Annotated in this window: 16 protein-coding genes; 3 read left to right on the forward strand and 13 right to left on the reverse strand. The window is 55.8% G+C overall.

Annotated features, from left to right (window positions below; genetic code table 11):
- The first annotated feature begins 13 nt into the window (after nucleotides 1-13).
- Together nrdB and yfaE are read left to right on the forward strand one after the other, a co-directional pair.
- The gene (gene nrdB / locus L579_RS15040) at nucleotides 14-1,144 is read left to right on the forward strand and encodes a class Ia ribonucleoside-diphosphate reductase subunit beta (protein ID WP_021185060.1); all 1,131 of its coding nucleotides are present in this window, start codon (nucleotides 14-16) and stop codon (nucleotides 1,142-1,144) included.
- A 2-nt stretch (nucleotides 1,145-1,146) separates the two neighbouring features.
- Nucleotides 1,147-1,407, forward strand: a complete 261-nt coding sequence (gene yfaE, locus L579_RS15045; RefSeq protein ID WP_021185061.1) for a class I ribonucleotide reductase maintenance protein YfaE — start codon at nucleotides 1,147-1,149, stop codon at nucleotides 1,405-1,407.
- A gap of 83 nt (nucleotides 1,408-1,490) precedes the next feature.
- Here the strand turns inward: yfaE and L579_RS15050 are convergent, their stop codons facing one another.
- Nucleotides 1,491-2,687 (reverse strand): nicotinamide mononucleotide deamidase-related protein YfaY, encoded by a 1,197-nt coding sequence (locus L579_RS15050; RefSeq protein ID WP_036626806.1) that lies wholly within the window; start codon nucleotides 2,685-2,687, stop codon nucleotides 1,491-1,493.
- Between the two features lie 125 nt (nucleotides 2,688-2,812).
- Complete coding sequence (elaB, locus tag L579_RS15055; RefSeq protein WP_013509869.1) at nucleotides 2,813-3,121, reverse strand: stress response protein ElaB; 309 nt, start codon at nucleotides 3,119-3,121, stop codon at nucleotides 2,813-2,815.
- Between the two features lie 285 nt (nucleotides 3,122-3,406).
- Here elaB and L579_RS15060 point away from each other — a divergent pair, with 285 nt between their 5' ends.
- Entirely contained in the window at nucleotides 3,407-5,065 is a 1,659-nt protein-coding gene (locus L579_RS15060; protein WP_036626809.1) for a glucan biosynthesis protein D, read from the forward strand.
- 49 nt (nucleotides 5,066-5,114) lie between these two features.
- On the opposite strand, the gene L579_RS15065 is transcribed toward L579_RS15060, so the two are convergent.
- The 11 genes from L579_RS15065 to nuoG all read right to left on the reverse strand — a co-directional run bounded on the left by L579_RS15065 (nucleotide 5,115) and on the right by nuoG (nucleotide 18,227).
- Complete coding sequence (locus L579_RS15065) at nucleotides 5,115-5,573, reverse strand: GNAT family N-acetyltransferase (protein ID WP_021185064.1); 459 nt, start codon at nucleotides 5,571-5,573, stop codon at nucleotides 5,115-5,117.
- Nucleotides 5,574-5,634: 61 nt separating this feature from the next.
- Nucleotides 5,635-6,747 carry an MFS transporter gene (locus L579_RS15070; RefSeq protein ID WP_036626863.1) on the reverse strand — a complete coding sequence of 371 codons (1,113 nt, stop codon included), beginning with the start codon at nucleotides 6,745-6,747 and terminating at the stop codon, nucleotides 5,635-5,637.
- Nucleotides 6,744-8,090: an HdeD family acid-resistance protein gene (locus tag L579_RS15075; RefSeq protein ID WP_021185066.1), complete on the reverse strand. Its 1,347-nt coding sequence runs from the start codon at nucleotides 8,088-8,090 to the stop codon at nucleotides 6,744-6,746. Before L579_RS15075 ends, L579_RS15070 begins: the two co-directional genes overlap by 4 nt.
- Nucleotides 8,091-8,212: 122 nt before the next feature.
- On the reverse strand, nucleotides 8,213-9,670 hold the full coding sequence (gene nuoN / locus L579_RS15080) for an NADH-quinone oxidoreductase subunit NuoN (protein WP_021185067.1): 1,458 nt from the start codon (nucleotides 9,668-9,670) through the stop codon (nucleotides 8,213-8,215).
- 6 nt (nucleotides 9,671-9,676) lie between these two features.
- Entirely contained in the window at nucleotides 9,677-11,197 is a 1,521-nt protein-coding gene (nuoM, locus tag L579_RS15085) for an NADH-quinone oxidoreductase subunit M (RefSeq protein WP_021185068.1), read from the reverse strand.
- An 88-nt stretch (nucleotides 11,198-11,285) separates the two neighbouring features.
- Nucleotides 11,286-13,121, reverse strand: a complete 1,836-nt coding sequence (gene nuoL, locus L579_RS15090) for an NADH-quinone oxidoreductase subunit L (RefSeq protein WP_021185069.1) — start codon at nucleotides 13,119-13,121, stop codon at nucleotides 11,286-11,288.
- Entirely contained in the window at nucleotides 13,118-13,420 is a 303-nt protein-coding gene (gene nuoK, locus L579_RS15095; RefSeq protein WP_013509877.1) for an NADH-quinone oxidoreductase subunit NuoK, read from the reverse strand. Before nuoK ends, nuoL begins: the two co-directional genes overlap by 4 nt.
- Complete coding sequence (gene nuoJ, locus L579_RS15100) at nucleotides 13,417-13,968, reverse strand: NADH-quinone oxidoreductase subunit J (protein ID WP_013509878.1); 552 nt, start codon at nucleotides 13,966-13,968, stop codon at nucleotides 13,417-13,419. The genes nuoK and nuoJ overlap by 4 nt, the downstream gene beginning before the upstream one ends.
- A 10-nt stretch (nucleotides 13,969-13,978) precedes the next feature.
- Entirely contained in the window at nucleotides 13,979-14,521 is a 543-nt protein-coding gene (gene nuoI / locus L579_RS15105) for an NADH-quinone oxidoreductase subunit NuoI (protein ID WP_013509879.1), read from the reverse strand.
- A gap of 11 nt (nucleotides 14,522-14,532) precedes the next feature.
- Nucleotides 14,533-15,507, reverse strand: a complete 975-nt coding sequence (gene nuoH / locus L579_RS15110) for an NADH-quinone oxidoreductase subunit NuoH (RefSeq protein WP_021185071.1) — start codon at nucleotides 15,505-15,507, stop codon at nucleotides 14,533-14,535.
- Complete coding sequence (gene nuoG, locus L579_RS15115) at nucleotides 15,504-18,227, reverse strand: NADH-quinone oxidoreductase subunit NuoG (RefSeq protein ID WP_021185072.1); 2,724 nt, start codon at nucleotides 18,225-18,227, stop codon at nucleotides 15,504-15,506. The genes nuoH and nuoG overlap by 4 nt, the downstream gene beginning before the upstream one ends.
- Nucleotides 18,228-18,332 lie beyond the last annotated feature (105 nt).

Raw genomic sequence — 18,332 nt, forward strand, 5'->3', positions numbered from 1 at the left:
TTTGGACATCCCTATGGCTTACACCACATTCTCACAAACCAAGAATGACCAACTGAAAGAGCCGATGTTTTTCGGTCAGTCGGTTAACGTTGCCCGTTTCGATCAGCAGAAATATGACATCTTTGAAAAGCTGATTGAGAAGCAGCTCTCCTTCTTCTGGCGTCCGGAAGAAGTGGACGTGTCGCGCGATCGCATCGACTATCAGGCGCTGCCGGATCACGAAAAACACATTTTTATCAGCAACCTGAAATATCAGACGCTGCTGGACTCGATCCAGGGTCGTAGCCCGAACGTGGCGCTGCTGCCGCTGATCTCCATCCCGGAGCTGGAAACCTGGGTGGAAACCTGGGCGTTCTCTGAAACCATCCACTCACGTTCCTATACCCACATCATCCGCAATATCGTTAACGATCCGGCGCTGGTGTTTGACGATATCGTCACAAACGAGCAGATCCTTGCCCGTGCGCAGGATATCTCCAAGTATTACGACGATCTGATTGAGATGACCAACTACTGGCATCTGCTGGGTGAAGGCACCCATCAGGTCGCAGGTAAAACCGTGACCGTGGACCTGCGTTCGCTGAAGAAACAACTCTACATCTGCCTGATGAGCGTCAACGCGCTGGAAGCGATTCGCTTCTACGTCAGCTTCGCCTGCTCGTTTGCCTTTGCCGAGCGTGAGCTGATGGAAGGTAACGCCAAAATCATCCGTCTGATCGCCCGTGACGAAGCGCTGCACCTGACCGGCACCCAGCATATGCTGAACCTGATGCGTACTGGCGAAGATGATCCGGAGATGAAAGAGATTGCAGCCGAGTGCCGTGACGAATGCTATGACCTGTTCAAGAAAGCAGCCGAACAGGAAAAAGAGTGGGCAGAATATCTGTTCAGCGGCGGTTCAATGATTGGCCTGAACAAAGACATTCTGTGCCAGTACATCGAGTACATCACCAACATCCGTATGCAGGCGGTCGGTCTTGACCTGCCATTCCAGACCCGTTCGAACCCGATTCCGTGGATCAACAGCTGGCTGGTGTCTGACAACGTGCAGGTGGCACCGCAGGAAGTTGAAGTCAGTTCCTATCTGGTCGGCCAGATTGACTCGGAAGTGGGCGAAGACGACTTTAACGACTTCCAACTCTAAGTATGAGCCGTTCCGTTGTTATTCTGCGTAGCTCCGGCACCCGACTGGAGTGCGCAGAAGATCATCCCAATCTGCTGGCAACCCTCGAAGCGCATAATGTCTGCGTCGAGTATCAGTGTCGTGAAGGCTACTGTGGTTCTTGCCGTATGCGTTTGCTGAAAGGTGAAGTGCAGTACGCCGAGACACCGCTGGCGTTTATTCAGCAGGGCGAGTTTCTGCCCTGCTGCTGTAAAGCCAACGGCGAGATTGAGATCGAGCTGTAGCGGCGCGCTTTATCGCGCAATCCGTGCGCCTGACGGAAAAAGCCGCGCGATAAATCGCGCCGCTACAACCGAGCCTGTTTTGGCTAGAGCCTCACCGTTTCCAGCACATCAATCCAGCCGTGTCCGGTGCTGACTTCGCTGCCATGCAACCAGCGGCGCAGCATATTCATAGCCATCATCGCCACCACTTTCTGACGGATCTCGCGGTTATGGCGTCCGTGGTTGAACTTCACCAGTTGGCCCCAGCTGGCCTCCGGGGTGTGCAATGAGATCGCCACCTCTCCTTCGCGCAGCGTGCCGACCGCAAGCCCTACCTCAGCCTGCTGCTGAGCCGCGAACTCACGCAGGCGCTGCACCTGCTGCTCCAGGCTTTCCGTCTGTTCCGGCAACACATTACCGGCACGCAACGGCACCTCGGCTGATGCCAGTTGCCATTGCAGCAATCCGGCGGTATAGGATTCACTCACTGCCAACGTCAATTCACGCGCCGCCAGTTGTTGCGCCAGCCACGCCGGTAATCCTTCTGTCCCTTCAAAAATGGTGCATTCCGCCAGCAGCAGTTTGACCTGCTGCCACACCTGTTCCATCGCCACCCGCTGGCTGGCCGGGCCGGTCAGTTTAATTTCAATAATTGGCATTGAGGAGCGATACCCCATCACCACGCCTTCCGGCAGGGCTAGCGGCTCCAGTTCCGCCGCTATATCACTTTCTCCGCGCCCGAAAGTGGTGAGACGCAGGCACAGAGGCGGTTCGGGTAGGTCGAAACGCGCTTTCAGACGCGGCAGGATCTCCTGCTCCACCATCACCTTAAACTCGGAAGGTACACCCGGGGTGAAGAATATCCAGCAGCGATTGAGTTGCAGCGCGAAACCACAAGCGGTACCCACCGGGTTATCGATCAATTCCGCATTGGCGGGGATCTCCGCCTGTTTACGGTTGCTCGGAGCCATGACTCGCCCACGACCGGCAAACCAGGCCTCCATCTTTTCCAGCCACTCCTGATGCAGCACCAAATGACTGTTGCTGGCGGTTGCTGCCGCCAGCGCGCTGAGATCATCACTGGTCGGGCCGAGGCCACCATTCACAATCAGCACATCAGCAACCTGGCTGCGGCTCTGTAGCGCCTCCACCAGCGATGGCAGTGCATCGCCTACTGTGCTGCGGCTGGTCATGGGTAAGCCATGCTGGAATAACACATCAGCCAGCCAGGCGGCGTTGGTATCGACAATCTGCCCGTGTAACACTTCATCGCCCGTCGAGAGCATTTCAACTCGTATCACGTTAATTCTCCTTTATCCCTGTCGGTTTAATGTAGAAAGCGGGCGAGAGAAACACAATCGCTGTCGATGCGGTTTGGGGTATTTCAGGGGGAGGACGGGCGCGATGAGTACGCGCCCGATAATGATTAGCGGCGGGCCAGCAGCAATCCTAAGAACAGACCGGCGGCGGCACCAATACCAATGCCCTGCCAGGGTTTGTCGTGCACATACTCATCGGCACGGTAAGCAGCTTTTTTTGCCCGATAGTAGTAGCTGTCGGACGCCTGGCTGACGCGAGACTTCACCTCTTCCAGCGCCTGCTCCGCTTTGCTTTTCAGTTCGATATATTTTTGATCAGCCGGATCGCCGGACGAACGCAACACCTCTTCCAGCGTTTCGGTCAGCAAAGCCAAATCATCATCAAGACGGGTTTCAAATTGATCGGTGGATGACATTACGTAGTTCCTCCATGTATTTAACTTACCTGTCGGTTAACTATAGTCACTAAACGCCCGTTCGGGGCAAGCAACGGCCAGGAATCGCCCGAGTTTCGTCGGCAAAGGGTAAAGATATGAAATCTGCTTCGCTTCTATGATTTATCTGATAAATTTCTTCGGACTGAATTTTTTCATTCGGCGACTGTCGTAACCCCCTGTAGCCTGACGCTATCAGGTCTGAAATGCGTGCATGATGCACGGCAGTCACCTTAAACCCGAGCAGCTAAGGATTAGATTTCTGGCATGAATCGTAGAAAGTTTATGAAAGCGTCCATGGCCCTCTCTGCCCTGAGTGGTATGACGGGTCTGTCCACGCTGTTTGCACAGTCCGCCTGGGCCGCAGATGGCATTGCCGACGGTACTGCGGTTCGCTTCGATTTCGATGTACTGAAAAAGAAAGCTGCCGCACTGGCGAAGCAACCCTGGGGCGGCGCGCCAGGCCCGCTACCGGACACCCTGGCCAATCTGACGCCACAGGCCTATAACGCCATTCAGTATGACGCCAACCATTCGCTGTGGAACAACATCCCCAACCGCGAACTGGATGTACAATTCTTCCATGTTGGTATGGGTTTTAAACGCCGTATCCAGATGTTCTCCGTGGATGCCGCCAGCCGTGAAGCGCGTGAAATCCACTTCCGCCCGGAGTTGTTTAACTACAACGACGCCAACGTTGATACCAAACAACTGGTTGGCAAAACCGATCTCGGCTTTGCCGGTTTCCGCGCCTTTAAGAAACCGGAACTGGCGCGCCGCGACATCGTCTCTTTCCTCGGTGCCAGCTACTTCCGCGCCGTGGATGAAACCTACCAGTACGGCCTGTCCGCCCGTGGCGTAGCGGTGAACACCTTCAGCAACGGTCATGAAGAATTCCCGGATTTCACCGCCTTCTGGTTTGAAACCCCGAAAGCCGAAGACACTACCTTTGTGGTGTATGCCCTGCTGGACGGTGCCAGCGTGACCGGTGCGTATAAATTCACCATCCACTGCGAAGCCAAACGCGTGGTGATGGAGGTGGAAAACCACCTGTTTGCCCGCAATGATATCCGTCAGTTGGGTATCGCGCCGATGACCAGTATGTTTAGCTGTGGCACCAACGAACGCCGCATGTGCAACACCTACCACCCGCAAATCCACGACTCTGACCGTCTGGCAATGTGGACCGGCAACGGTGAATGGATTGCCCGCCCGCTGAACAACCCGCAGCGTTTGCAGTTCAACGCTTATCAGGATGAGAACCCGCGCGGTTTTGGTCTGTTGCAGCTCAATCACGACTTTAAGGATTATCAGGATGTGATTGGCTGGTACGACAAACGTCCAAGCCTGTGGGTTGAGCCGATTGGCAAATGGGGCAAAGGGGCCATCAACCTGATGGAAATCCCCACCACCGGCGAAACGCTGGATAACGTGGTGTGCTTCTGGCAACCGGAAAAACCGGTGAAAGCCGGTAGCGAGTTCAACTTCCAGTACAAACTTTACTGGAGCGGCCTGCCACCGGTGCGTAGCGGTCTGGCGCGTGTGGATGCCACCCGTTCCGGCATTGGCGGTTTCCCGGAAGGTTGGGCGCCAGGAGAGCACTTCCCGGAGCAGTGGAGCCGTCGCTTTGCCATCGATTTCGTCGGGGGCGATCTCAAAGCCGCTGCACCGAAGGGGATCGAACCGGTGATTACCGTGTCAGCGGGCACCATCAAGCAGGTCGAGATTTTGTATGTGGAGCCGATCGATGGCTACCGCATCCTGTTTGACTGGTACCCCAACAGCGATTCCACCAAGCCGGTGGATATGCGTCTGTTCCTGCGTACCAAAGACGAGACACTGAGCGAAACCTGGCTGTATCAATACTTCCCGCCAGCGCCGGATCAGCGTAAATACGTTGACGATCGGCAGATGACGCCGGGCTGATAAACATGGCGAGGTGAGAACCTCGCCATTATTTTTGGAAATCGCGCCGCTACGAAGTTGTGCGCGACATATCAATATGCGGGATATCGTCTTCGAGATAGATATCACTCACCGCCACAAAGCCATGCCCGGCATAGAACGATTGCAGATGCGCCTGCGCTGAGAGGAACGGCGAATGCTGCGGCCAGTGCTGCTGGCAGCTCTGCAAAGCCTGCGTCATCAAGCGATTGCCGAGATTGATTCCCCTGGCGCGACTGGAAACAATCACCCGCCCAATCTTCACCGGACTTTGCGCATCAGTAGGCGATAAAATACGTGCATACGCCACCAATTCGTCACCCAGCATGCCCAGCAGATGGCGATTTTCCGCTACCAGATCCTGTCCATCGACATCGAGATAAGGACAATTTTGTTCCACTACAAAGACTTCACTGCGCAACGCCAGCAACGCATAAAGTTGTGGCACTGTTAAATCGCGGTGATGAATATCCAGCCAGTTAATATCCATGATCATTTCCTTCCGTAGCGGCGCGATTTATCGCGCAGGTTTTATGAAGCCGAAAAATAAATCAACAACGTCGTTGTTGTAAGGCGAAACCGGTAAAGAAGGCGCACAATAGCGCCGCCATCCACGGCAGGCCATGCAGCGTGAGTGACATCGCTAATCCCCCCAATGCCGGGCCAACAAAGGCGCCAATACCCCACGCCACCGACAGCACCGCATAGGCTGCCGCCAGTTCCGAACCCTGAAAGCGCTGTCCCACCAGCGTGATGATCACCGTATATATGCCGACAAATACCCCGCCCCAGCAGAACAACAGCAAACGCGCCAGCCACAACGATTGCAATGCCAGCGGCCAGGCAAGCGCCCCCAGGGTCGACAACGCAGCCAGCCAGACAATCAGATGATGGCGATCCATACGATCGGCCAGCCAACCGATCGGCAACTGCAACAGGATCGCACCGACCAGTAGAATGGTGATCAAGGATGTCGCCTGCGCTTCAGACCAGCCAAGATTGATGGCGTAAAGTGCCAGCAGATTCATACCAGCCGCTTCCAGAGCCGCGTTGAGGATGGTCGCCGACAGTGCCAGAGGTAACAATCGCAACCAGCGTGAGAAACTCCGTGACACCCCCTGTTCCGCACTGAAACGCAGTTTACCGCTGCCGAGCAGCGCCAGCGCGGCAATGGCAGACAAGGCGGCCCCGGTAATAAACGCGCCATCCCCGCTGCCCTGCAAGGTCAAGATAAAAGGACCAAGCGCAAACCCTGCCGATAACATCGCGGTGTAGGTTGCCAGCATCTTCGCGCGATTGCTTTCCACGCATTGTTGATTGAGCCAGGTTTCCGTGACCACCAGAATCACTTCGGAAGCCATACCGAGCAGCAACCGCAACAAGAAGCTGCTGGCAATGGGTAACAAAGGAAAAAAGATTAACAGCAGCATTGAGGCCAGCAGTGCGGTGATCAGCAATGCTTGCGGCGAAAAACGGCGGCAAAGTGCTGGCAAGGCCGGGGCGATAATCAGCACGCCTGCCGCATGCATCGCCGCATTGATGCCAATCAGCGTTTCACTATAGCCAGCCGCCGAGAGCCTGAGTGCAATCAGTGGTGCGCTTAAACCATAAGTCAGACCAAAGATAGTGATCGCGACAAGGATCATTACGCTGTTTCGCGTCATTTGATCACACTGCGCGATGGCGTCCGTTTTTGCTGCCATAACGCATGGCGTAAGCACAGGCTACGCCACAGACGAACCGGCCAGAGCGAGCTGGGCTGTGGCTCAATGACACGGTGCAGCAACCGGACATAATCCAGCACCAGGCCAGGCGTCCAGGTCATCTCCTCCGCCCTGCCGCGTACGACCCCCAATAACCAAAAGTTGGGATCGCTGAACAGTCGCAATCCGGCATAGGGTTTTCTGGCGAGGACGCCCTCAATCGCGACATCTAATGCCTGAATCACGGCGGAAGAACAGTTGCGCGCGGTCAGGTTGTAGGTACTGTCCAGGCGGTAACTGTGCCAGAAATTATGTAATGCCTTGAAATTATAATGGGTAAACAGAATTTGTTTATCGGGGGCGCACCAGTCAGCGACCTCCAGCGTAAGGGAGGCAAGGAAACGTCCGGCTACATCATTGTGTTCCCCGGAACGTAGCACCGCGCGGAAGTTACTGCTGTCGCGATCAATATCATCCAGCGGATAGTGGCTGATATACAGATCCTCGCCCGCTTCCATCGCCGCATGGCCGGTTGATATCACGCCATGTTGATCGACGGCGGCAATATAACGATTGATTAGCTGGTAACTCTCGCGCAGCCTGCCTGATCCCAACGGGGTCCAGACGTAGACTTTTAATGGCTGAGCGGGTGGTCGGTGAGGAAATGGCGGATGGACGTATTGGCTGCTGTGCCATTGCCGCAATCCCCCGACTTTAAACAGCGGTAGCGTGGTGACGGTGCTGTTATCGGTCAACAAATTCGCCTGTCGTGCCATCTGTAGCAGCGTGGTACCGATACTCAGCAACAGCAACGCGAAACATAGGGGCACGGCGATGTGATGATGAAACGGCCAGTCGCTGAGGATCAGAATACTGATAAACCACTCGACAACCCCGGTCAGGCACTGCTTACGCCAGCGCCAGCCACGCAATATCACAGCAGCCGCAATACGAAACAGGCCATCAACCATAAACGCGATGCCAAACAGCACTGCCGAAACATCATTGTTGTCCTGGGGAATATTGAGGATCAGAAAACCGATAAACCATAATCCCAGCGCTTTCAGCAGGGTCAGCCCGTCAATACGCATTTCGCGGATAAACGCGAATGTCATCTGCACCAGACCTTCGATGATAAAAAATATCGCCAGCAGATCCAGCGGCACCGAAAGCAGGCCGTCGCTACTGATGTCATAGAGGATTAATGCAGACAAAATCAGCAAGGCCGAACCCACTAAAGCCAGCCAGTACCAGCGTCTGCGGATCACCTGAGCACCGGTGAGCAAAAATATTAACTTGATCACAAGGCCTCTGCGCGACGAGTGAACACTGCTTAAAAACTAGCAACACGCGGCAAAATTGTCAGATAGCGGGCAAAAAAAATCAGGCCCGCAGGCCTGATTTGTCTGAAGCAACAATACGAAGGTTACATCAGCGGCTGAGCCATCTGTACCAGCGTGATTAGCGGCTGCGGATAAACCCCCAGCAGCAACACCAGAATCGCGGAAATCAGTACCACCACACCACCGGCGGTGAATGCCCAATTCGCGGGGGTATCACGGGTATGCAGCTCTGGCGGGCTGAGGTACAGGCTGACAGTCACGCGCAGATAGTAGTACAGGCCGATGGCGCTACCTGCCACCACCGCACCCGTCAGCCACCACAGATGGGCGTTCACACCGGAAGCGATCACGTAGAACTTACCAATAAAGCCCAGTGTCATCGGGATACCGGCCAGTGACAGCATCATGATGGTCATCACCGCCGACAAAATCGGACGATGCCAGAACAGGCCACGGTAGGAGTACAGAGTATCGGCATCCGGGCCACGGTAAGGGCTGGACATCAGACTGACCACACCGAACGCGCCAAGACTGCTGAACAGGTAACCGGCCAGATAGACGCCAGCGGTTTCCAGCGACAGCTGATGCGTTTTCACCGCAATCAACGCCACCAGCAGATAACCGAGGTGAGCGATGGAGGAGTAACCGAGCAGACGTTTGATGTTGCTCTGCGAAATCGCCATCAGGTTACCGAACAGAATCGAAACAAAGGCAATCACACCCAACACGGTACGTACCGCTTCGCTGTCGGTCACCGGCGCGTACATGAACAGACGCATGATCACGCCAAAGATGGCGATTTTGCTGGCGGTCGCGAGGAAGGTGGATACCGGAGCGGGCGCACCCTGATAGACATCCGGCGTCCACAGATGGAATGGCACCAGCGACAGTTTGAAGCCAAGACCGATAATCATCATCCCGAGGCCGACCAGCAGCAGCGGCTGCTGCATCATGCTGTCATTCAGGCTTTTACCCAACTGCACAAAGCTCAGGCTGCCGGAATCAGCGTAAATCAATGCGATACCAAACAACAGGAACGATGAGGCTGCGGCTGACAGGATGGTGTATTTCAGTGCCGCTTCCAGCGAACGTTTCTGGCGGAAGGCGTAACCAATCAAACCAAACAGCGGCAGAGACAGCAGTTCAATACCGATGAACAGCGCCGACAGATGGTTGGCGCTGGCCAGCACAATACCGCCCAGCGCGGCAATCAGCACCAGCAGATAGAACTCATCTTTGTTGTCCGGGAAACCGGCCAGCCACGGGTAGGCGAAAGTACAGGTCGCCAGACTCGCCAGCATCACCAGTCCGGTGTAGAAGATGGAGTAACCATCAACGCGCAGCATCGGCGTCACATCCATTGCCCCGACATGGGCAACAAACCACAGAGAAAGCAGCGCCAGGTTAAGACCAATGACCGTCAGCGTGGCATTTACAAAATGGTTGCGTCGCCATGCAATGGACAGCATCACAACCACCACCGTCAATCCGACGATCAACAGCGGCAGTAACGCGATCAATTGTTGAGGAGTTATTGTCATGGCGAATTACGGCCTTGTAGTTGAAATTGAAGCGGTAAACCACTGCTGAATATTGCTCATTGCAGCATGGGAGGTATCAAGAATCGGCTGCGGATAAACCCCCAGCAGAACCAGCAACACCACCAAAACTATAATCATAATGAACTCACGCGGTGACATCCCTGGCAGTGGGGCCTGTGATTTGGCTTCGCCGTAGTACGCGCGCTGCATCATCACCAGCGAGTATACCGAGGCAAATACCAGACCAAAGGTGGCAATCACGATAATCACCGGCACCACCTGGAAGCTGCCAGTCAGAATCATAAATTCCCCGGCAAAGTTACCGGTGCCCGGCATCCCGAGGTTAGCCACGGCAAAGAACAACGACAGGCCCGGAATCCATTTGATACGTGACCACAGGCCACCCATCTGACGCATATCACGGGTATGCAGGCGTTCATACAGTTGGCCGCACAGGATAAACAGCGCCGCGGCGGACAGGCCGTGGGCAATCATCTGTACCACCGCACCCTGGAACGCCAACTGGCTGCCGGTGTAGATGGCAATCAGCACAAAGCCCATGTGCGAAATGGAGGTATAAGCGATCAGACGTTTGATGTCGGTCTGCGCGAACGCCATCCAGGCACCGTAGAAGATACCAATCACGCCGAGCCACATGGCAATCGGAGCAAATTCTGCCGACGCGTGCGGGAACAACGGCAGGCTGAAACGCAGCAAACCATAGGCTGCGGTTTTCAACAGAATCCCGGCGAGGTCGACCGAACCTGCGGTAGGTGCCTGGCTGTGCGCATCTGGCAACCAGCCGTGTAACGGCACCACCGGCATTTTGACGGCGAAGGCGATAAAGAAGCCCAGCATCAGCAGATATTCCACGGTGTGGGACATCGGGGTTTTCAGCAGCTCTTCGTAGCTGAAGGTCCAGACGCCGGTCGCGTTGTAGTGCACGAACACCAGCGCCAGGATAGCAATCAGCATCACCAGACCGGATGCCTGGGTGTAGATGAAGAACTTGGTCGCTGCCGTGATACGGGTTTTACCGTCTGACGCTTTGTGACCCCAGAGCGCGATGAGGAAGTACATCGGCACCAGCATCATTTCCCAGAAGAAGAAGAACAGGAACATGTCGATGGAGAGGAACACACCAATCACGCCACCGAGGATCCACATCAGGTTGAGGTGGAAAAAGCCCTGATACTTCTCAATTTCATTCCACGAACATAGCACCGCCATCAGGCCGAGCAGACCGGTCAGCACCACCATCAGCAGCGACAGACCATCAATCGCCAGATGGAAATTGATGCCAAAACGCGGAATCCACGGTACGGAGAAGGTGGATTGCCACTGCGGCATGCCAGCCGCCTGCGTCAGTGAATAGCCACCCTGCAACCAGAGTTGCAACGAAATCACCAGCGTCAGTGCCATGGTGATCAGGGCTATCCAACGCGGCACCTTCGCGCCAAGGCGCTCAGCCAGCCAGCACAGCAAGCCACCGAGAAAAGGTATGATTATTAGCCAAGGTAATAACACGGCATACTTCCCTTTTTTCTGCCTTTATCAGGCAATTTTTACTTTCTCGACTGGGGTGAAGAAACCCTCACCCCGCCCATCAATCTTGTTAGATCACCAGCAGCAGCGCCAGCACTACCACGGCACCGACGCTCATCGACGCCACGTACCAGCGCAGATAACCGTTTTCGCTGACCACCAGACCTTTGTTGCCAATGCGCGAAATCAGGGCTGGCAAATTCATCAGCGAGTTCAGCGGATCACGATGCAGTAACCACGCAATGCCGAGGAAAGGTTTAACGAACACTTTGTCGTATAACCAATCGAAGCCCCAGGCGGCAAACCACCAGGTGCCAAAGAAACGGCCCGGCGCGCTGTTGGCAACGCTGGTAACCAGCTGACGTTTGCCCAGCCACAACGCAGCAGCAATCAGAATGCCGACGATCGCCACCACGCCAGAGGTGATTTCCAGTGCCACTTTGCCGCCTTCACCAAATTCGTTCTGCGGCAACACACCCGCCAGCGGCGGTGTAATCAACGCACCAATGAAGGTGGACAACACCAGCAGCACAATCAGCGGCAGATGATGAGTAATACCTTTACCGGCATGAGCATGGATTTTCTCTTCACCGTGGAACACGATGAAAATCATGCGGAACGTATAGATTGAGGTCAGGAACGCACCCACCAGACCCGCCACCATCAGATTGATGTGACCATTCGCCAGCGCACCAAACAGGATTTCATCTTTACTGTAGAAACCTGCGGTAATCAGCGGCAGCGCAGCCAGTGCGGCGCCCCCCACGAGGAAGCAGGTATACACCAGAGGGATGCTCTTACGCAGGCCGCCCATCTTGAAGATGTTCTGTTCGTGATGGCAGGCCAGAATTACCGAACCGGATGACAGGAACAGCAACGCTTTGAAGAACGCGTGGGTCATCAGGTGGAAAATCGCCGCATCCCACGCCTGCACGCCAAGCGCCAGGAACATGTAGCCAATCTGGCTCATGGTGGAGTATGCCAGCACGCGTTTGATGTCGGTTTGCACCAGCGCAGCAAAGCCCGCCAGCACCAGGGTGATGGCACCCACAATACCGACCAGATGCAGCACGTCAGGTGTCAGCAGGAACAGGCCATGCGTACGGGCAATCAGGTAGACACCCGCAGTAACCATCGTCGCGGCGTGGATCAGCGCTGAAACCGGCGTCGGACCGGCCATCGCATCCGCCAGCCACGTTTGCAACGGCAACTGGGCAGATTTACCAACCGCACCACCCAGCAGCAGCAAGGTTGCCCATTGCAGCATATGGTTGTCGGCGGCGAAGTGGGCCGGAGCCAACTCCATCAGCTCGCGGAAGTTCAGCGTGCCAAGTTCGTTGTAGAGAATGAACAACGCCAGCGCGAGGAAAACATCACCCACACGGGTAATGATGAAGGCTTTCATCGCCGCTTTGCCGTTTTCCGGGTTGCTGTAGTAGAAACCAATCAGCAGGTAGGAACACAGCCCCACCCCTTCCCAGCCGAGGTACATCAGCATCAGGTTATCGGCCAGTACCAGAACCACCATGCTGGCGATAAACAGGTTGGTGTAGGCGAAGAAGCGTGAGTAGCCCTCTTCACCACGCATGTACCAGGACGCGAACATGTGGATGAAGAAACCCACACCGGTCACCACTGACAGCATGGTCAGCGACAGGCCATCCAGCACCAGATTGACCTTGATGTCAAAGTGACCAACCTGCATCCAGGTCCACAGCGCCTGAGTGAACGGTTGCTGTCCCTGGCTGAAGAAATCCATGCCGACAAAAATCGTGGTCAGGGCAGCCAGACCGACTGATCCCATCCCCACAGCGGCAGACAGGTTCTCCGACCAGCGACCACGGGAAAATGCCAACAGCAGGAAGCCAATCAGCGGAAATAAAACAGTTAAGTAGAGAAGATTCATCCGCGCATCTCGCTCACAGTGTCAATGTTCAGCGTCTGACGACGACGATAGAGCTGGAGCAGCAGTGCCAGACCGATACTGGCTTCCGCCGCCGCGAGGCTGATTGCCAGGATATACATCACCTGACCGTCGGCTTGCCCCCAGTAGCTCCCTGCGACCACCAGCGCCAGCGCGGCGGCGTTGATCATGATCTCCAGACCAATCAACATAAACAGCAGGTTACGGCGCAGCACCAGTGAGGTCAGGCCGAGAACAAACAGCACAGCAGCCAGAATCAGGCCGTGTTGTAACGGGATCATGCGTGCTCCTCCTTATTCCCTTGCGCCTCAGCCGGGCGATTGCTGAGCACCTCGCCCTGACGCTCTTCACGTCCAATATGGAAGGCAACAACCAGACCGGCCAGCAGCAACATGGATGCCAGCTCCACCGCCAGTACGTAAGGACCAAACAGGCTGATACCCACGGCTTTGGCGTCAATGACAGTGCCATCAATGCCCTGATCGTGCGCGGTGCTGATGGCATAAATCATCACCACCAGCAGCAGCAGGGATACGATGCCAGGACCAATCCACAGCGACGGCTTCAGCCACTCACGCTCCTGATCCTGCTGGGATTTGCCAAGGTTCAGCATCATCACCACGAACACGAACAGCACCATAATGGCACCGGCGTAGACGATAATTTCCAGCGCCCCGGCAAAGTACGCGCCCATTGAGAAGAACACGCCAGCAATCGACAGCAACGAAACAATCAGGTACAGCAGTGCATGTACCGGGTTGGTGTGGGTGATGACGCGTAGCGTCGTCAACACCGCCACCAGACCGCAAAGATAAAACGCAAATTCCATAGCTGGCTCCTTAAGGTAACAAGCCTTTGACGTCGATCGGTTTGGCTTCGTTTTCCGCGTCGCCTTTGCCTTTGCCGTCAATTGCCATACCCGCCATGCGGTAGAAGTTGTACTCCGGATATTTACCCGGACCGGAGATCAACAGATCCTGTTTTTCGTACACCAGATCCTGACGCTTAAACTCACCCAGTTCGAAATCCGGGGTCAGCTGGATAGCGGTGGTCGGACAGGCTTCTTCGCACAGACCACAGAAGATGCAGCGTGAAAAGTTGATGCGGAAGAATTCCGGATACCAGCGACCATCCTGCATTTCGGCTTTTTGCAGCGAAATACAGCCTACCGGACAAGCTACCGCACACAGGTTACAGGCAACGCAACGCTCTTCACCGTCCGGGTCGCGCGTCAGCACGATACGGCCACGGTAGCGCGGCGGCAGGTAGACCGGCTCTTCCGGGTACATCTGGGTTTCGCGTTTGGCGAAGGCATGCATGCCTATCATCCAGATACTGCGCACTGTCGTGCCGAAGCCAACGACAATATCTTTTAAAGTCATCTCAAAACCCCTTACTGCGCAGACAGAATCACTGCGGCGGTCGCCAGCAGGTTCAACAGCGTCAACGGCAGACACACTTTCCAGCCGAACGACAGCACCTGGTCATAGCGTGGACGCGGAAGCGCAGCACGAATCAGGATAAACATCATCATGAAGAACGCGGTCTTAATAGCGAACCAGATGAACGGCGGCAGGAACGGTCCGTGCCAGCCACCGAAGAACAGCGTCACAATCAGCGCTGATACGGTGGTGATCGCCACGTATTCACCCACGAAAAACAGACCGAACTTCATCCCGGCGTATTCGATGTGGTAACCATCGGCCAGTTCCTGTTCTGCTTCCGGCTGGTCAAACGGGTGACGGTGACACACCGCAACGCCCGCGATACAGAAGGTCAGGAAGCCAAAGAATTGCGGAATGATGTTCCACAAATGCGCCTGACTTTCGACGATAGCGTTCAGATTGAAGGAACCTGCCTGTGCCACCACGCCCATCAGCGACAGGCCGAGGAACACTTCGTAGCTCAGGGTCTGTGCGGAAGCACGCATCGCGCCGAGCAGCGAGTATTTGTTGTTACTCGACCAGCCCGCGAACAGCACCGCATACACCGCCAGACCGGCCATCATCAGGAAGAACAACAGACCAATGTTCAGGTCAGTGACCATCCAGGTGGGCGATACCGGTACGATGGCGAAAGCCAGTAGCAGCGAAACAAACGCAATCACCGGGGCCAGGGTAAAGATAAAGCGGTCGGTAAAGGGCGGAACCCAGTCCTCTTTAAAGAACATTTTCAGCATATCCGCTGCTAATTGCAGCGAACCGCCCCAACCTACGCGGTTTGGTCCGTAACGGTTCTGCCAGAGGCCGAGCAGACGACGCTCGGCAAAACTCATGAAGGCACCGCAGGCCACCACCACCAGCAAGATGACGATGGCTTTGACGATGCTAATCAGGATGTCAATAACGTCCGGTGTCAGCCAGCTCATTGCGCCGCCTCCTGCAATTTGTCAATTTGCGCACCGGAGAGGAACGGCGGCACGCCCGGCATACCCAGCGGCAGACCTACCTGCCCCGCCTGCAACGCACTGGAGAATCGCACCGGCAGACGCAGCGTTTCACCGGCACACACCAGCTCAACGGCGGCACCATTGTTGACGCCCAGTTTTTCCGCATCGGCCGGGTTAATGACCAGCGTGGCCGGAGCCATACGTTTCTGGAACACCGGAGAACGCTGGGTCATCTCCTCGCTACCAAACAGTTGATAGTAAGGGGCGACACGCCACTGGCTGCCACTAACGAAGCTATCCGGAATCGCGCTGAACCACGGCAATGTACCTTCCGTAGCTTCAAACAGACGCACACCCGGATCACCATTGCGCAACTTACCGCCCACTTCGGCCTGGAATTTGTTCCATGCCTGCGGTGAGTTCCAGCCTGGCGCCCAGGCAAACGGGATCTGCGAACGGGCCGCACCTGGCTGGTTGTTACCTTCCATCGAGAAGGCGAACATGGTGTCTTTATCTTGCGGCTGACGCGGTTCGTGCACGCTGATGTTGGCACGCGCGGCGGTACGGCCGCTATAACGATGCGGTGAACGCGCCAGTTTTTGTCCACGAATACGGAAGCTGGCATCCGGTGCCGCGTCCTTGATACCTTTCAGTTGAGGCAGAGCAGCCACCGCAGCATCAATCACATGATCAAGCAGCGTCCAGTCAATCTGACGGCTTTCAACCGTGCTGTGCAGCGAGTGCAGCCAGCGCCAGCTCTCCAGCATCACCACGCTGTTGTCGTAGTAGGCCGGGTCGAAAACCTGGAAGAAACGCTGTGCGCGGCCTTCGTGGTTGATCGAGGTTCCGTCGCTTTCCGCAAAGCTGGCACCAGAGAACACCAGGTTAGCTTTTTCCAGCGTGCTGGTGCGTTGATGATCGACCACAATCACGTTGGCTGCCTGAGCCAGTGCGGCGTCCACCGTCGCTTTTGGCGCGTGGCGGTAAAGGTCGTTTTCCAGCACCACCAGAGTGTCCGCTTCGCCTTTGCTCAGTTGCTCCAGCGCGCTGTCCAGCGATGCTCCACCCATCAATCCAAGACCGATGCTGTTTGCCGCTGACGCCAGCAAGGTAATGCCGACATCCGCGCCGCGCGCTTTTAGCGCTTTCGCGACGTTAGCCGCCGCTTCAATCATGGCGGTGCTGCCCGAGTGGGTACCGGAGATAATCAGCGGCTTTTTCGCCCCTGCCAGCGCCTGCACCACGACGTCCAGCTTGCCGTCGAGAGCTTTGTCAAAGTTGCCAGGGGCTGGCGCGGATTCGTCCAACGCATGCGCGATAGCAAAACCAAGACGCGCCTGGTCTTCCACCGGTGCACGGTAGCTCCATGCCGCGATATCATCCAGACGGGTTTCATCAACGTTGGTCACAAACAACGGATGTTTGGCGTGCTGACCAATGTTCAGGATCGCCGCAATCTGCCAGTCAGCGACTTTCTGCGCCGCCGCCATTTCGCGGGCTTTACCTTTAACTGCCTGACGCACGGACAGTGCGACACGCGCACCGACCTGAGTGAGATCTTCACCCAGTACCAGCACCGCATCGTAGCTTTCAATTTCTCGCAGAGACGGAGTGTAGATGCCGCCTTCACGCAGCACTTTCAGCATCAGCTCAAGACGCGTCTGCTCACCAGCGGGCATACCGGTGGAGAAGTTTTCTGCACCCACCAGCTCACGCAGCGCAAAGTTGCTTTCAATGCTGGCGCGCGGTGAACCAATACCAATGACTTTTTTCGCCTGACGCAGCACATCTGCCGCCGCGTTCACCGCCTGTTCGGCATTCAGCGTGACCCAGTCATTACCGCGCAACTGTACCGGATGACGAGGACGATCTTTGCGGTTGACGTAGCCGTAACCAAAGCGACCACGGTCACACAGGAAATAATGGTTCACCGTGCCGTTGTAACGGTTTTCAATGCGACGCAGTTCACCATAACGTTCACCCGGGCTGGTGTTACAACCGACGCTGCACTGCTGGCAGATGCTCGGAGCAAACTGCATGTCCCATTTACGGTTGTAGCGTTCGGAGTGAGTTTTATCGGTGAACACCCCGGTCGGACAAATTTCGACCAGGTTACCGGAGAATTCGCTCTCCAGCGTGCCATCTTCCGGGCGACCGAAGTAGACGTTGTCGTGCGCGCCGTAGACGCCAAGGTCTTTGCCGTCGGCATAATCTTTGTAGTAACGCACGCAGCGGTAACAGGCGATACAGCGGTTCATTTCATGCGAAATAAACGGGCCGAGATCCTGATTTTGGTGGGTGCGTTTGGTGAAGCGATAGCGACGGAAGCTGTGGCCCGTCATCACCGTCATATCCTGAAGGTGGCAGTTACCCCCCTCTTCACACACCGGGCAGTCGTGCGGGTGGTTGGTCATCAGCCACTCCACCACGCTTTCACGAAACTCTTTCGCTTCGCCATCGTCGATGGAGATAAAAGTGCCGTCTGACGCCGGTGTCATGCAGGACATAACAAGGCGGCCGCGAGTATCTTCGGCATTCTGGAATTGCTTTACCGCACACTGGCGGCAGGCACCTACGCTTCCCAGCGCGGGATGCCAGCAAAAATAAGGAATATCAAGGCCCAGGGAGAGACAAGCCTGTAGCAGGTTGTCCGCCCCGTTCACATCATACTCTTTACCGTCTACATGGATTGTAGCCATAGTGAATATGCTTCCGTAAGGCCCGTCCGAAGACGAGCGTTAAACATCTCTTTCTTTCCCCCGCCGCGATGCTCTCGCCACAGGGTTATCCGTGTACGGCGGCTG

The sequence above is a fragment of the Pantoea sp. AS-PWVM4 genome (assembly GCF_000468095.1).
GTDB lineage: Bacteria > Pseudomonadota > Gammaproteobacteria > Enterobacterales > Enterobacteriaceae > Pantoea > Pantoea phytobeneficialis.